Origin of the sequence: Streptomyces sp. S186, from assembly GCF_051603415.1 — a bacterium.
GTDB lineage: Bacteria > Actinomycetota > Actinomycetes > Streptomycetales > Streptomycetaceae > Streptomyces.
Genome location: NZ_CP193932.1, coordinates 2,516,524 through 2,531,944, shown reverse-complemented (window position 1 = coordinate 2,531,944; position 15,421 = coordinate 2,516,524). Strand labels below are relative to the sequence as shown.

The following is a 15,421-nucleotide window of genomic DNA, read 5'->3' as shown; positions in this document are numbered from 1 at the left end:
TCCACCGCCCACTCGATAGCCCGCAGCCCGCAGCCCGCAGCCCGCATTCGGGCGTGCCATGATCTTGCGGTTCCGCACCGTGGGAGTCCTCCGATACCCCCACGGCACATCGGGTGGCTTACTCGTTCACACCCTTCGTGTGGTCATCTCCTTCCCTCCCTCGCACCTGCTCCTTTTCCCTTTTCGCCGCGGCCGTTGGTACGTCGCACTCACCCCAGCTGCCGTTTCCTGCTCGCAGGCCGTGGGCCGGAGGCGCGCCGCCCGGCGTGCAGGCTCTGTTCCCGCCCGCGGTGAAGCCGACCGAGGGCCCACACCGCAACCCCCGCCAGCGTGACCGCGCCGAGCAGGCCCGCGCCCGTGGTGCCCGCTGACGAGTCCGTCGTTTCCTGAGCCGTTGGCGCCGGCTGTTCATGATGCGGACGGGCCGGTCCGGGTTCCGGGACGGCTTCGGGTTCGGGGATGCCGAAGACCGGGAGCAGTCGCGAGGGGCCGTTGTGGAGTGCCTCCGGTGGAAGCAGTGAGAGCGGGTTCAGGTAGGTCGTACCGCGGAGCAGGCCCCAGTGAAGGCACGGGGCGCGGCAGTGGTACGGCCCGTCCTCCAGGACGCCGACGGGCTGACCTGCGGTGACGTGCTGTCCCTCGCGGACGGTGGCGCGGATTGGCTCGTAGGTGGTGCGTAAGGGGGGATGACCCGAGTCCGAGACTTCGATGGTGAGGACGCCGCGGCCGGCGACAGTGCCGGCGAACGCGATCCGGCCGTGCGTGGCGGCCTTCACGACCGCGCCACGGGATGCTGCGAGGTCTACGCCTCGGTGCCCCGCCGCCCATGGGGTCGGAGGTGGGTCCCACCCGCGCAACACCACCGGGTGTGTGCCGGCGGGGCCGTCGACCGGCCAGGAGCGGTCCTCCGCTGGACGGGCCGGTCCGGGTGCCGGTGCGGCCACGGCGTAGGGGGTCGCGGCGTCGGCTACACCGGCGGAACCGATCACCGCCGCCGGCGGCACGGCCCACAGCACGCACGTGGCGAGCGCAGCGAGTGAACGTCTTCCGCTCTGTCGGCTCAAGGCGGGGGACGGCATGTGCTTACAAACCGTCCTGGCCGGTGTCGGCGCCGGCACCGATTCCGGGCCCGATCCCGGTGCTGATTCCTGCCCCGTCCTCAGCCCCGGCCTCACCTCCGCCGGCCCCGCATCCGATGCGTGACCGTCCGGTGGCTCCGATGGCCCTGGTGGCCCCGGCGCCTGCGAGCGAGGGGGCTCAGGGACATGAGGCGTTTCAGAGACATGAGGAACATGGGGGATGCGCTTGCCGAGAGGTCGTTCTCCCGGCCGGTACCCGGTGCGCTCTCCGCGCCATCGCGGGGCGGAGCGTCGTGAGTGGGTCACGGTCGGTCGTAGGGAAGGCGGGCGGGTGGTTCGGGGGCGGCGCCTGGCGGGGCCGGTGAGTCGTCGCATGGGTCGACCTTGGCGGATGCGGGGCCGGCGCGGGGATCTTGGTCAAAAGCTGTGGACGACGCAGCGATTGTGGATAACGGCGTCACCCTGCCGGGGCACGAAATGGTGCGTGTCGCCCGGTGCATCGCCCGTCCCGTACACTTCTGATGGCGATCCGGGTCACCGGGTCGACTTCGCACGCCCCGCCACCAGTGCACCAGTCCCATTCGGGCAGCACGTCGGCCGCGCTCCTCGGTCCTCGGAAGGTTCCACCCGGTTCCTCCCCTGGCAGGCGCGTCGGGGCGTCAGGCACCGCGGCCGGCCGGTCGTGGTGGAACCGAGAACAACAAGGAGTACGGCCATGGCCGTCGTCACGATGCGGGAGCTGCTGGAGAGCGGCGTCCACTTCGGGCACCAGACCCGCCGCTGGAACCCGAAGATGAAGCGCTTCATCTTCACCGAGCGCAACGGCATCTACATCATCGACCTGCTCCAGTCGCTGTCGTACATCGACCGCGCCTACGAGTTCGTCAAGGAGACCGTTGCCCACGGCGGCTCGGTCATGTTCGTCGGTACGAAGAAGCAGGCCCAGGAGGCCATCGCGGAGCAGGCGACCCGCGTGGGCATGCCCTACGTGAACCAGCGCTGGCTCGGCGGCATGCTGACCAACTTCTCGACCGTCTACAAGCGTCTGCAGCGCCTGAAGGAGCTCGAGCAGATCGACTTCGAGGATGTGGCCGCCTCCGGTCTCACCAAGAAGGAGCTCCTGGTCCTCTCCCGTGAGAAGGCCAAGCTGGAGAAGACCCTCGGTGGTATCCGCGAGATGCAGAAGGTGCCCAGCGCCGTCTGGATCGTGGACACCAAGAAGGAGCACATCGCCGTCGGCGAGGCGCGCAAGCTCAACATCCCGGTTGTCGCGATCCTCGACACCAACTGCGACCCGGACGAGGTCGACTACAAGATCCCGGGCAACGACGACGCGATCCGCTCCGTCACCCTGCTCACCCGCGTGATCGCCGACGCCGTCGCCGAGGGCCTGATCGCCCGCTCCGGCGCCGCCACCGGCGACCAGAAGCCGGGTGAGAAGGCCGGCGAGCCGCTCGCCGAGTGGGAGCGCGACCTGCTCGAGGGCGACAAGAAGTCCGACGACGAGGCCGCCAAGGCCGAGGCCCCCGCCGCCGAAGCCGAGAAGCCGGCCGAGCAGGGCTGACCTCAAGACCGGTTGATGACGGCGGGGGAGGGTGCCACAAGCGCCGCCCCCGCCGTCCACCCGTAGATCTTTCGACTTTCGCGATTCCGAGAAGAGATTCACAGACCATGGCGAACTACACCGCCGCTGACGTCAAGAAGCTCCGCGAGCTCACCGGCGCCGGCATGATGGACTGCAAGAAGGCCCTGGAAGAGGCCGAGGGCAACGTCGACAAGGCCGTTGAGGTCCTGCGCGTCAAGGGTCAGAAGGGCGTCGCCAAGCGCGAGGGCCGCTCCGCCGAGAACGGCGCTGTGGTCTCCCTGATCGCCGACGACAACACCTCCGGCCTGATCCTCGAGCTGAAGTGCGAGACCGACTTCGTCGCCAAGGGTGAGAAGTTCCAGTCCGTCGCCAACGCCCTGGCCGCGCATGTCGCCAAGACCAACCCGGCCGACATCGAGGCCCTGCTCGCCTCCGAGATCGAGCCCGGCAAGACCGTCCAGGCGTTCGTCGACGAGGCCAACGCGAACCTCGGCGAGAAGATCGTCCTGGACCGCTTCGCGCAGTACTCCGACGGTTACGTGACGGCGTACATGCACCGCACCATGCCCGACCTGCCGCCGCAGATCGGTGTCCTCGTCGAGCTCGACAAGGACAACGCCGAGGTCGCCAAGGGCATCGCGCAGCACATCGCCGCCTTCGCCCCGAAGTACCTCGCCAAGGACGACGTCCCGGCCGAGGTCGTCGAGGCCGAGCGCCGCGTCGCCGAGGAGACCACCCGCGCCGAGGGCAAGCCCGAGGCCGCGCTGCCGAAGATCGTCGAGGGTCGCCTCAACGGCTTCTTCAAGGACGCGACGCTGCTCGGCCAGCCGTACGCGCTCGACAACAAGAAGTCGGTCGAGAAGGTCCTCCAGGAGGCCGGTGTCACCCTGAAGCGCTTCGCGCGCATCAAGGTCGGCATCTGAGCCTGCCACGAAGGCAGCGAATGACCTGCGGCCCCGCTAGGGTCGTACGCAGTCGGCCGCTCATCGGCCGGCCGCAGATGTGACGAGGAGGCCATTGCCGGACAGGGATCTGACCCAGACCCACGGCAGTGGCCTTCTTCGTATGTGCACGAGGAGAGCTCAATGAATCACGGTGCCGACGGCGCGGACACACACAAAGCCGACAAGGGCGACAGGAGGCGTTTCCTTCTGAAGCTCTCGGGTGAGGCGTTCGCCGGCGGCGGCGGACTGGGCGTCGACCCCGACGTCGTGCACGCCATTGCCCGTGAGATCGCCGCAGTGGTCCGCGACGGCTATGAGATCGCCGTCGTGATCGGCGGCGGCAACTTCTTCCGCGGTGCCGAACTCCAGCAGCGCGGCATGGACCGGGCCCGCTCCGACTACATGGGCATGCTCGGTACGGTCATGAACTGCCTGGCCCTCCAGGACTTCCTGGAGAAGGAGGGCATCGACTGCCGCGTCCAGACGGCCATCACCATGGGCCAGGTCGCGGAGCCGTACATCCCGCTGCGCGCGGTCCGCCACCTGGAGAAGGGCCGGGTCGTCATCTTCGGCGCCGGTATGGGCATGCCGTACTTCTCCACCGACACCACTGCCGCCCAGCGCGCCCTGGAGATCGACGCCGAGGCCATGCTCATGGGCAAGAACGGGGTGGACGGGGTCTACGACTCCGACCCCAAGAAGAACCCGGACGCGGTCAAGTTCGACGCCCTCGAATACGGCGAGGTCATCACCCGCGACCTCAAGGTCGCCGACGCCACCGCCATCACGCTGTGCCGTGACAACAAGCTCCCGATCCTCGTGTTCGAGCTGCTCGCCGAGGGGAACATCGCGCGTGCGGTGAAGGGTGAGAAGATCGGCACGCTCGTCAGCGATCAGAACACCCGGGCCTGACGGCCCCAACTGCCGTGATTCCGTGCGGGTGCAGGCCCGTACGGGCGGCAACCCCCGACCGCGGGAAGACCTCGGTACGGGGATGGACAACCGCCTGCCGGTCGGACACCGTGCAGGAGAAGACGCGCGGCAGGGGCGAGGCTCTGCTTCCTACCGAAAAGACCAGGAGCAAGTGGTGATCGAAGAGATCCTCCTCGAAGCCGAGGAGAAGATGGAGAAGGCCGTCGTGGTCGCCAAGGAGGACTTCGCCGCGATCCGCACCGGGCGTGCGCACCCGGCGATGTTCAACAAGATCGTGGCGGACTACTACGGCGCCATGACGCCTATCAACCAGCTGGCGTCGTTCTCGGTCCCGGAACCGCGGATGGCCGTGGTGACCCCGTTCGACAAGAGCGCGCTGCGCAACATCGAGCAGGCCATCCGCGACTCGGACCTCGGTGTCAACCCGAGCAACGACGGCAACATCATCCGTGTGACGTTCCCGGAGCTCACCGAGGAGCGCCGCAAGGAGTTCATCAAGGTCGCCAGGAACAAGGCCGAGGACTCGAAGGTCTCGATCCGCAGCGTGCGCCGCAAGGCCAAGGACGCCCTCGACAAGCTGGTCAAGGACAAGGAGACCGGCGAGGACGAGGTGCGTCGTGCCGAGAAGGAGCTCGACGACATCACCGCGAAGTACGTCGCGCAGGTGGACGAGCTCCTCAAGCACAAGGAATCCGAGCTCCTAGAGGTCTGATGAACGAGTCATCCTGGGGGACCCCGCCCGGCGCCGGCCACTGGGGACCGCCCGACCACGGACCGGCCGCCTCGCTGCGCGGGGCGGCGCCTCCCGCCCCGGCGGGTCCCGTGCACGACGGGGGCGGTGCGGCGCAGACTCGGCCCATGCCCATCGTGCCCCAACCGGGCGGCCACCAGGACGACGATCGGGACATCCGGGATGACCGGGACAACCCGGACGACCGGGGGGCTGCTCGCCTGAGTGGCCCCCTGTTCCGCGACGACAGGCCGCAGGAGCCCATGCCCACCTCGCTCCCCGGGTCCGACCAAGACCCAGTGAAACCGCAGAAGAAGAACGCGGGGCGCAATCTGCGTGCCGCCATAGGGGTCGGCGTCGGACTCGGCGCGGTGATCCTCGCGTCGCTCTTCGTCTACAAGCCGGTGTTCATCGGCGTCATCGCGCTCGCCGTCGTCGTCGGTCTGTGGGAGCTGACCTCGCGGCTGGCGGAACGCAAGGACATCCGGGTGCCGCTCGTTCCGCTCGCGGTCGGCGGCACCGCCATGGTGATCGCCGGATATGTGCGCGGTGCCGAGGGGGCGTGGGTGGCGATGGCGCTCACCGCGCTCGCCGTCCTCGTCTGGCGGATGACCGAGGCGCCCCAGAACTACCTCCGGGACGTCACCGCCGGGGTGTTCGCGGCCTTCTACGTCCCGTTCCTGGCGACGTTCGTGGCCCTGATGCTGGCGGCCGAGCACGACGGGCCTCAGCGGGTGCTGACGTTCCTGTTGCTGACGGTCGTCAGCGACACCGGGGCGTACGCGGTCGGCTGGCGCTTCGGGAAGAAGAAGCTGGCGCCGCGGATCAGCCCCGGAAAGACCCGCGAGGGGCTCGTGGGCGCGGTGCTCTTCGCGATGGTGGCCGGCGCGCTGTGTATGGAGTTCCTGATCAAGGGCGGTGCCTGGTGGGAGGGCCTGCTGCTGGGGCTGGCGGTCGCGGTCAGCGCCACCCTCGGTGACCTCGGCGAATCCATGATCAAGAGGGATCTGGGCATCAAGGACATGGGCACCCTGCTGCCCGGTCACGGCGGCATCATGGACCGGCTGGACTCGCTGCTGCCGACCGCCCCGGTGGTGTGGCTGCTGTTCGTGATCTTCGTGGGATCGGGCTGAGCGCCGCCGGTTACCCTTGAAGGGCGCGCTGCTCGTTCGCGGCGCGCCCTTTCCGTCCCCGCGGCCGCGGGGACGATCCGTGAGGTCTCCTGCTTCCCTCCCCGTCCGGCCCTCGGTCGCGCGCCGGCGGAAGCCGCCGGGCCTCGTCGTACAGAGGAGTTTCCGCCCATGGCACGCCCGGCCCCGGGAGAACTGACGTTCGTCGCCCCCCGCGGCGCCAAGAAGCCTCCGCGGCATCTCGCCGACCTCAGCCCGGCCGAGCGCCGCGAGGCGGTCGCCGCGATCGGCGAGAAGCCGTTCCGCGCCAAGCAGTTGTCTCAGCACTACTTCGCCCGCTACGCGCACGATCCGGCGCAGTGGACCGACATCCCCGCGGCGGCGCGCGAGAAGCTGGCGGCGGAGCTGCTTCCGGACCTGATGTCGGTGGTGCGGCACATCTCGTGCGACGACGACACCACCCGCAAGACCCTGTGGAAGCTGCACGACGGCACCCTCGTCGAGTCCGTCCTGATGCGCTACCCGGACCGGGTCACCATGTGCATCTCCTCGCAGGCCGGCTGCGGCATGAACTGCCCGTTCTGCGCCACCGGCCAGGCCGGCCTGGACCGGAACCTCTCCACCGCCGAGATCGTGCACCAGATCGTCGACGGCATGCGGGCGCTGCGTGACGGTGAGGTGCCCGGCGGCCCGGCACGGCTGTCCAACATCGTCTTCATGGGCATGGGCGAGCCGCTCGCCAACTACAAGCGGGTGGTCGGCGCGATCCGGCGGCTCACCGACCCCGAGCCCGACGGGCTGGGGCTGTCCCAGCGCGGCATCACCGTCTCCACCGTCGGGCTGGTGCCGGCGATGCTGCGGTTCGCCGACGAGGGCTTCAAGTGCCGGCTCGCGGTGTCGCTGCACGCGCCCGACGACGAGCTCCGGGACACCCTCGTGCCGGTCAACACCCGCTGGAAGGTCCGCGAGGTGCTCGACGCGGCCTGGGAGTACGCCGAGAAATCCGGCCGCCGGGTCTCGATCGAGTACGCCCTGATCCGCGACATCAACGACCAGGCGTGGCGCGGTGATCTGCTGGGACGGCTGCTCAAGGGCAAGCGGGTCCATGTCAACCTCATTCCGCTCAATCCGACGCCGGGCTCGAAGTGGACCGCCTCGCGGCCCGAGGACGAGCTGGCGTTCGTCCGGGCCATCGAGGCACACGGCGTGCCCGTGACCGTCCGGGACACCCGGGGCCAGGAGATCGACGGCGCCTGCGGACAGCTCGCGGCCTCGGAGCGCTGACCGCCCGCTGGTACGGTGGCGTCGAACAAACGCACATTCCGACAGGGGAGCGCCACAGCGCTGAGAGTGCGGAGACGTCGTAGCAGCCCTGCGGCGCCCGCAGACCCTTGAACCTCGCCCGGGTCATTCCGGGTAGGAAGTTCGGTCGTCACTCATGCTGTTGCGCCCCGCCCACCGTCCGTTGCCGAACGTCACCGACGCAGAACGCAGCGGACACCGGGCGGGGCCGCGTCTCTTCCTGGCCAGCCAGGAGGAAATCAGTGAGCACCACCAGCAGGATCACCGCGGCAGCGCTGGCCGCCGTGGCCGGCGTGACCGCACTCGCCGGGTGCGGCAGCTCGGACAGCGGCGACCGCGTGGACGCCAAGACCGTCACGCTCGTCAGCCATGACTCGTTCAACGCCTCCAAGTCCGTCCTGGCCGCCTTCGAGAAGGAGAGCGGCTACAAGGTCAGGGTGATCAGGGGCGGAGACGCCGGCGAAGCCGTCAACAAGGCGATCCTGTCGAAGGACAACCCGCAGGGCGATGTCTTCTTCGGCATCGACAACACCTTGCTCTCCCGCGGCCTGAACGCCGGCCTCTTCACCCCCTACGAGGCCAAGGGCCTCGGCAGCGTCCCCGCCGGCCTCCAGCTCGACAAGGACGGCCACCGGGTCACGCCCCTCGACTACGGCGACATCTGCGTCAACTACGACCGCGCCTACTTCACCCAGCACCGGCTCGCGCCACCGCAGACCTTCGATGACCTCCTCAAGCCGCAGTACAAGGGACTGCTCGTCACGGAGAACTCCGCCACCTCCTCTCCGGGGCTCGCCTTCCAGCTCGGCACCATCGCCACCCACGGCGAGGCCGGCTGGCCGGACTACTGGAAGAAGCTCAAGGCCAACGGCGTCGAGGTCGTCAACAGCTGGGAGCAGGCGTACAACGAACGCTTCTCGGGCTCCGCGGCCGGCAAGGGCAAGGGCGACAAGCCGCTCGTGGTCTCCTACGCCTCCAGCCCGCCCGCCGAGGTGATGGGCAAGAAGCCCGCACCCAAGGAGGCCCCGACCGGCGTCGCGACCGGCACCTGCTTCCGGCAGATCGAATTCGGTGGACTGCTCAAGGGAGCCAAGAACGAGAAGGGCGGCAAGGCGCTGCTCGACTTCCTCCTGTCGAAGACGTTCCAGGAGGACATGCCGCTGCAGATGTTCGTCAACCCGGCCCGTAAGGACGCCACGGTGCCGGAGCTGTTCACCCGCTACGGCACGGCGATCGAGAAGCCGACGACGCTCGCACCGGAGACGATCACCAAGAACCGCGACCAGTGGATCAAGCAGTGGTCCTCGCTCGTTCTGAAGTAGTCCGCACCCGTCGCAGGGGGCCCGCGCGCGCAACGGCGGTGCGGCTCGGTCTGATGGCCGTGCCGCTCGCCTTCTTCGCGCTCTTCTTCGCCTACCCGGTCGCCGCGATCGTCGGACGGGGGCTGAAGGACGGCGGGCAGTGGCAGCTCGGACGGTTCGGCGCCGTACTCGGCGACCCGGACGTGCTCCATGTGCTGTGGTTCACCCTCTGGCAGGCCGCCGCCTCGACCGCCTTGACGCTGCTGGTCGCCCTGCCCGGCGCCTATGTCTTCGCGCGCTTCGACTTCCCCGGCAAGCAACTGCTGCGGGCGGCGGTGGCGGTGCCGTTCGTGCTGCCCACCGTCGTCGTCGGCGCGGCCTTCCTGGCACTCGTCGGCCGGGGCGGACTGCTGGACCACCTGTGGGGCGTGCGGCTGGACACCTCGGTGTGGGCGATCCTGCTGGCGCACGTCTTCTTCAACTATGCCGTCGTCGTCCGCACCGTCGGCGGACTCTGGGCTCAGCTCGACCCGCGTCAGGAAGAGGCCGCCCGGGTGCTCGGCGCCGGACGGTTCGCGGCCTGGCGGAAGGTGACGCTGCCCGCGCTGGGGCCGGCGGTGGCGGCCGCGGCACTGATGGTGTTCCTCTTCACCTTCACCTCCTTCGGCGTCGTGCAGATCCTGGGCGGGCCCACCTTCTCGACGCTGGAGGTGGAGATCTACCGGCAGACCGCCGACTTCCTGGATCTGCCCACCGCCGCCGTACTGACTCTCATCCAGTTCGCCGCCGTACTGGGGCTGTTGGCGCTGCACGCCTGGACCGTGCGGCGCCGCGAAACCGCCCTGCGGCTCGTCGACGCCTCGCGGACCGCGCGCCGGCCGCGCGGCCGCGGCCAGTGGGCGCTGCTGTGGGGCACGCTCGTCGTCATCGCCGTGCTGCTCGTCCTGCCGCTGGTCGTACTCGTCGAGCGGTCCTTCGCCGGGCCCGACGGCTACGGGCTCGTCTTCTACCGGACACTGCGCTCCGCAGCCTCCGCCGACAGCACCTTCGCCGTGGCACCGCTCGACGCCCTGTGGAACTCCCTCGCCTACGGCGTGGCGGCCACCGCGATCGCCCTGCTCATCGGCGGCCTGGCGGCGGCCGCGCTCACCCGCTCCCGGCCGCGGAGCGGGCCGGCCGGGCGGACACCGATGCTCACCCGGCTCCTGCGCGGCTTCGACGGGCTGCTGATGCTGCCGCTCGGCGTCTCCGCCGTGACCGTCGGCTTCGGCTTTCTGATCACCCTCGACAAGCCCCCGCTCGACCTGCGGTCCTCGTGGTGGCTGGTGCCGCTCGCCCAGGCGCTGGTGGGCGTGCCGTTCGTGATCCGCACCATGCTGCCCGTGCTGCGCGCGGTCGACAGCCGGCTGCGGGAGGCGGCGGCCGTCCTCGGTGCCTCGCCCTGGCAGGTCTGGCGCGAGGTGGACCTGCCGATGGTGCGGCGGGCCCTGCTCATTGCGGCGGGCTTCGCCTTCGCCGTGTCGCTCGGTGAGTTCGGCGCGACCGTCTTCATCGCACGGCCCGACCAGCCCACCCTGCCGGTGGCCGTGACCCGGCTGCTGGGCCGCGCCGGGGAGTTCAACTACGGCCAGGCGATGGCCCTGTCGACCATCTTGATGGTGGTGTGCGCAGGCGCCCTCCTGGCCTTGGAACGCATCCGCCTCCAGCCCCGGACGGGCTCGGCCGGCGGTGCCCCCATCGACCACTCCGGGGAGTTCTAGATGACGGCACGGACCGGGACCACGGCACCGGAGATGCTGCGGCTGGACGGCGTCAGCGTCCGCTTCGGCGCGCCCGGCGCCCGCCCTGCCCTCGACGCGGTGGACCTGGACGTGTCCGCGCGGGAAATCGTCTGCGTCCTGGGCCCCAGCGGCAGTGGCAAGTCCACCCTGCTGCGGGTGGTGGCCGGACTGCAGCACGCCGACCGGGGCGCGGTGCTGCTGGAGGGCCGCGACCAGACGGGGGTCCCCGCCCACCGGCGCGGCGTTGGGCTGATGTTCCAGGACCACCAGCTCTTTCCGCAGCGCGATGTCGCGGGCAATGTCGCCTTCGGACTGCGCATGCGGCGCACCCACCGCGCCGACCAGGAGCGGACCGTCGCCCAACTGCTGGACCTCGTCGGGCTGCCGGGCGCCCACCGCAGGGCCGTGGCATCGCTGTCCGGCGGCGAACAGCAGCGGGTCGCGCTGGCCAGGGCGCTCGCCCCGCGCCCGCGGCTGCTGATGCTGGACGAGCCGCTCGGGCAACTGGACCGCGGGCTGCGCGAGCGCCTCGTCGTGGAACTGCGGCGCCTCTTCCGCGAGTTGGGGACGACGGTGCTCGCCGTCACCCACGACCAAGGGGAGGCGTTCGCGCTGGCCGACCGGGTCGTGGTGATGCGGGACGGCAAGATCGCACAGAGCGGCACCCCGCTGGAGGTCTGGCAACGGCCCGCCAGCGCGTTCGTCGCGCGCTTCCTCGGCTTCGACAACGTCGTCGAGGCGACCGTGCAGGGTGGGGCCGCCGCCACCCCGTGGGGCAAGGTGCCAGTACCGGACGGCACCCCGGACGGGCCCTGCCGCCTGCTCGTACGCCCGGCCGGCGTCCGGCTGACCTCCGCGGCGGGCGGGCTGCCCTGCACCGTCGCGGCCCGGACGTTCCGTGGCACCCATGTCGCGCTGCTGCTCCAGCCTGCGGGCGGACCGCAGATCGAGGCGGCGTGCCCACTCCACGAGGCGCCGGAGACAGGAGACCGGGTGGGGATCTCCTTCGCCGCCGAGGGCGTGGTGGTGCTGGACGACGACACGGCGGAGTAACCGCGCCGCAAACCGTTGCCATGCCATGGATCGCTCCTTGGGGGATGGGCGCCACTAGGCGCGCGGGGGAGGGTCGGGGCGTCGGCCCTGCGGCACGACCAGCCCCAGCTCATAGGCGAGGATCACCGCCTGAGCGCGGTCACGGAGGCCCATCTTCGCGAAGAGCCGGTTGATGTGGGTCTTGACGGTGTGATCGGTGATCGTCAACCGATCGGCGATCTCCGCGTTGGACAGCCCCTGGGCGATCCGGATGAGCACCTCCACCTCACGGCCGGTCAGCTCCCGCACCGTGCGCACGGGAACCGGCGCCGACCGCTGCTTGACGAACTCCGCGATCAGCCGCTTGGTCAGCTCGGGCGCCAACAGCGCATCGCCCTCCGCCACGACCCTCACGGCATGCAGGAGTTCGGGAAACGTGGTGTCTTTCAGCAGGAAGCCGCTGGCCCCGGCCGCGAGCGCGTCATACACATACTCGTCGAGGCCGAACGTCGTCAGCATCAGTGCCTTGGTGGCGCCACCGGACGCCCGGGTGATCTCGCGGGCCGCCTCAATACCGTTCTTGTGCGGCATCCGGATGTCCAGCAGCGCGAGATCCGGGCGCCGCTCCGCGGCGATCCGGACCGCCTGGACGCCGTCCTCCGCCTCGCCCACCACCTCGATGTCGTCCTGGGTGCCGAGGAGGTTGACGAACCCGGTGCGTACGATGGCCTGGTCGTCGGCCACGATTGCCCTGATCACCACGGGATTTCCGCCTCCACGAGAAAGCCGCCGTCCCGGCCCCGGCCGGCGGAGAGCTTCCCGCCGAGCAGCGCCGCCCGCTCCTGCATCCCGGCCAGGCCATGGCCGGAGTGGACCACGCCCGGCGGGCCCGGCCCGTCGTCCGCGATCCGCACCGCCAGCCGATCGGGCTGGTAGTCGATCTCCACCACCGCATGGGCCCCCGGGGCGTGCCGACGCACATTGGTCAGCCCCTCCTGCACGATGCGGTACGCGGACAGCTCGCAGGACGTGGGCAACTCGACACGGTCCCCGCTGATCCGCAGCTCCACCTCGCCGCCCACCGACCGGTGTTGCGCCATCAGGTCGCCCAGCCCGTCCAGAGTCGGCTGCGGCGCCGTGCCGGTGCGGTCCTCGCCGTCCGTGCGCAGCACCCCCAACAGCCTCCGCAGCTCGGCCATCGACGCGCGCGCGGACGCGGCGATCTGCTGAAAGCCGTCGCGGGCCTGCGGCGACAGCCCCGGCGTGGTGTAGGTGGCGCTCTCCGCCTGCACTGCGATCACCGAGACGGAGTGCGCGACGACATCGTGCAACTCGCGGGCGATGGCTGCCCGTTCGGCCTCGGCTGCCTGCCGTCGCTCCATCGCGAGGACCCGGGCCTGCGCGGCCGCCCGCTCGCGCTGTGTCTCCTCGCGCGCGCGTACCGCGTCGCCCATCGACACCGCGGCCAGGATCGCCACGGTCAGTACGAACCACTCGGCGAGCAGGTCGGCGGAGTACGACCTCGGGTGCCAGGCTGCGATGTGCCAGACGTTCACCGCGAGGGAGAGCACCGAACCGCCGCCGACGAGCAGCGCCGGATGCGCCACGCGACGGCGGCCGAGGGTGTAGCACGCCATGAGTCCGCTGACGGCCGCCGCGATATAGAGATCCGAGCCGGCCGCGAAACTCACCAGCACCGCCGAGGCCGCAAGGGCCGCGGTGGCCGGGCGCGCACGACGCCACGGCAGGACCGCCGCGGAGAGCAGCACGGAGACCGCGATCACCGGCGAGTGCCGCGGTACGACCACCAGTTCCACGGCCGCGAACGCCGTGAGTGCCCCGCCGGTGGCCCAGGGATATGACGGCGACGCGAGCCATGCGCGAAGCCGCTGCCGGAGAGAAGTGCTCATGGCCGATATTTTTTCGGCTCGCGGCAGCCGCTGGCGTCGCCGCACGGGTTGATCCACGACAGGCATGTCATGCCACGGGTTGACGCCGAAGTTCGGTTGCTCGTTTGACGTTCCGCGGCCCGGCCGTCCATAGCCTCGTGATCAAGGCGAGGACGGGAGCGTCATGAAGACTCAACTAGCTTGTAAGAAAAGGCACTTGGTGTCGATCGGGAAGGCTCTGCGGCATCCGCGCGCGCCGCGACGCCCGGGCGTCGCGGCGCGCGGACGCGGGAACGGCGAGGTCTGGGGATGGGGCGCGTGCGCACTCACCGCACTGGGCTTCGGGCTCTTCACCACGCTCCCCACACACCGCACCTGGGGCCTTCTCGCGGCGGCCGGATACGGCTGCGCGGCGCTGGCCGCGGCACTCCGCGCGAGCGGACGCGATACCGCACGCGCACCTACCGCCACCTCTCAACTCCCGCTGATACTGGCCTTGATGGGTGCGGTGGCCCTACCACTGCTGCTGCTCGTACCGGCCGGCAGCGCACAGCTCGAAGTGACGGTCGTCGAGCGCTCGGGCGATCTGCTGCTGCACGCCGGCAGCCCCTACATACCCGCCCCCACCACCGTCGGCGACTACAACCCCTACCTGCCGGGCATGGCGGTCTTCGGCCTGCCGCACGCGCTGTTCGGGGACGGGCCCCTGACAGACGCACGAGGATGGATGGCCGGGGCCTTCTTTGTGTCGATGAGCGGTGCGGCGGCCACCATGCTTGCCCGCCCTCGGAGGACTGGGCCTCATGGCAGGCCCAGACTGCAGGCTCTGCTCCACCGCGACAGTACACCCGTAGTGCTCTGGCTCGCGGTCTGCCCACTGGTGGCTCTGCCGCTGGCGGTTGGCGGGATCGACCTCCCCGTCATCGGCCTGATGTGCTGGGGTCTGGCCACGGCCGGCAGCGGCAGGCCGGGGCGGGCGGGACTCCTGCTGGGCCTCGCCGCAGCGCTGAAGTGGACGGCCTGGCCCGCCGTGCCCGTGGCCCTTGCTCTGATGGCCGCCCGGCACGGTCGGCGCCAGGTCATCACCTGCGGCGCCATCGCCACGCTGACGACGGCAGCAGTGGTGCTCCCGTTCGCACTGACCACACCGGGTGCCTTCGCCGAGAACGTCCTGGCGTTCCCGATGGGTCTGGGCATGACGGCGTCCCCTGCCGAAAGCCCGCTGCCCGGTCGGCTCCTGGCCGCCTACGTTCCCGACGGGACGCTGATCGCTATGGTCCTGCTGGCGGTCGCAGCCTTCGGTATTGCCGCCTCCCTGTTGATACGGCCACCGCGGACGGTGCGGGCGGCGGCCGATCGCCTGGCGCTGGGCCTGGTCCTCGCCATGGCACTCATGCCGGCCACCCGCTTCGGATACCTCGTCTATCCCCTGGTGCTCTGGGCGTGGCCACGCCTGACGTCTGCAGCGCCGGGACGACGCACGGCGAACCGCCGCCGCGCACCGACCGCGTTCCCGGCGAACACCGCGATACGAACAGGCCCAGGCGAAAGCCGCCTGTGCGGTTCGCTACACACCACGGACGGGCCCGGCCGGAAGCGGGCGAAGCCCGAAATCAGAGAGGAGGCCGCCCCATGAACGGCCACGGCGGAATGATGGCGCCCCCTTGTCGTCGGCAGTTGCCTCACACCGCAGCGCGACGAGAGCTTTCCGTCGG

General features: G+C 70.3%; 13 protein-coding genes. 10 read left to right on the top strand and 3 right to left on the bottom strand.

All coding sequences use genetic code 11. The features are described 5' to 3' along the window. Window positions 1-209: 209 nt before the first annotated feature. A complete protein-coding gene (locus ACRAS8_RS10325; protein ID WP_438485646.1) occupies window positions 210-1,079 on the bottom strand; it encodes a murein hydrolase activator EnvC family protein in 870 nt (289 codons plus the stop codon). A gap of 715 nt (window positions 1,080-1,794) precedes the next feature. On the opposite strand from ACRAS8_RS10325, the gene rpsB reads away from it, so the two are divergent. The 9 genes from rpsB to ACRAS8_RS10280 all read left to right on the top strand — a co-directional run bounded on the left by rpsB (window position 1,795) and on the right by ACRAS8_RS10280 (window position 11,838). After that, window positions 1,795-2,643: a 30S ribosomal protein S2 gene (rpsB, locus tag ACRAS8_RS10320; protein WP_221906874.1), complete on the top strand. Its 849-nt coding sequence runs from the start codon at window positions 1,795-1,797 to the stop codon at window positions 2,641-2,643. Between the two features lie 107 nt (window positions 2,644-2,750). Continuing rightward, the gene (gene tsf / locus ACRAS8_RS10315; protein WP_438485645.1) at window positions 2,751-3,587 is read left to right on the top strand and encodes a translation elongation factor Ts; all 837 of its coding nucleotides are present in this window, start codon (window positions 2,751-2,753) and stop codon (window positions 3,585-3,587) included. 162 nt (window positions 3,588-3,749) lie between these two features. After that, window positions 3,750-4,520, top strand: coding sequence for a UMP kinase (gene pyrH, locus ACRAS8_RS10310; RefSeq protein WP_438485644.1), 771 nt, complete (start codon window positions 3,750-3,752; stop codon window positions 4,518-4,520). A gap of 175 nt (window positions 4,521-4,695) precedes the next feature. Continuing rightward, window positions 4,696-5,253 carry a ribosome recycling factor gene (gene frr, locus ACRAS8_RS10305; protein ID WP_438485643.1) on the top strand — a complete coding sequence of 186 codons (558 nt, stop codon included), beginning with the start codon at window positions 4,696-4,698 and terminating at the stop codon, window positions 5,251-5,253. Beyond that, complete coding sequence (locus ACRAS8_RS10300; RefSeq protein WP_438485642.1) at window positions 5,253-6,404, top strand: phosphatidate cytidylyltransferase; 1,152 nt, start codon at window positions 5,253-5,255, stop codon at window positions 6,402-6,404. The genes frr and ACRAS8_RS10300 overlap by 1 nt, the downstream gene beginning before the upstream one ends. Before the next feature lie 168 nt (window positions 6,405-6,572). After that, a complete protein-coding gene (rlmN, locus tag ACRAS8_RS10295; RefSeq protein ID WP_018541468.1) occupies window positions 6,573-7,685 on the top strand; it encodes a 23S rRNA (adenine(2503)-C(2))-methyltransferase RlmN in 1,113 nt (370 codons plus the stop codon). A 260-nt stretch (window positions 7,686-7,945) separates the two neighbouring features. Then, entirely contained in the window at window positions 7,946-9,025 is a 1,080-nt protein-coding gene (locus ACRAS8_RS10290; RefSeq protein ID WP_438485641.1) for a thiamine ABC transporter substrate-binding protein, read from the top strand. Window positions 9,026-9,078: 53 nt separating this feature from the next. Continuing rightward, window positions 9,079-10,764 (top strand): ABC transporter permease, encoded by a 1,686-nt coding sequence (locus tag ACRAS8_RS10285; RefSeq protein ID WP_438485640.1) that lies wholly within the window; start codon window positions 9,079-9,081, stop codon window positions 10,762-10,764. Beyond that, window positions 10,765-11,838 (top strand): ABC transporter ATP-binding protein, encoded by a 1,074-nt coding sequence (locus ACRAS8_RS10280; protein WP_438485639.1) that lies wholly within the window; start codon window positions 10,765-10,767, stop codon window positions 11,836-11,838. A gap of 54 nt (window positions 11,839-11,892) precedes the next feature. On the opposite strand, the gene ACRAS8_RS10275 is transcribed toward ACRAS8_RS10280, so the two are convergent. Both ACRAS8_RS10275 and ACRAS8_RS10270 read right to left on the bottom strand, forming a co-directional pair. Beyond that, the gene (locus ACRAS8_RS10275; RefSeq protein WP_438485638.1) at window positions 11,893-12,579 is read right to left on the bottom strand and encodes a response regulator; all 687 of its coding nucleotides are present in this window, start codon (window positions 12,577-12,579) and stop codon (window positions 11,893-11,895) included. Further along, window positions 12,573-13,727, bottom strand: a complete 1,155-nt coding sequence (locus tag ACRAS8_RS10270) for a sensor histidine kinase (protein WP_438485637.1) — start codon at window positions 13,725-13,727, stop codon at window positions 12,573-12,575. Before ACRAS8_RS10270 ends, ACRAS8_RS10275 begins: the two co-directional genes overlap by 7 nt. A 199-nt stretch (window positions 13,728-13,926) precedes the next feature. On the opposite strand from ACRAS8_RS10270, the gene ACRAS8_RS10265 reads away from it, so the two are divergent. After that, the gene (locus ACRAS8_RS10265; protein WP_438485636.1) at window positions 13,927-15,342 is read left to right on the top strand and encodes a glycosyltransferase 87 family protein; all 1,416 of its coding nucleotides are present in this window, start codon (window positions 13,927-13,929) and stop codon (window positions 15,340-15,342) included. The last annotated feature ends 79 nt before the right edge of the window (window positions 15,343-15,421 follow it).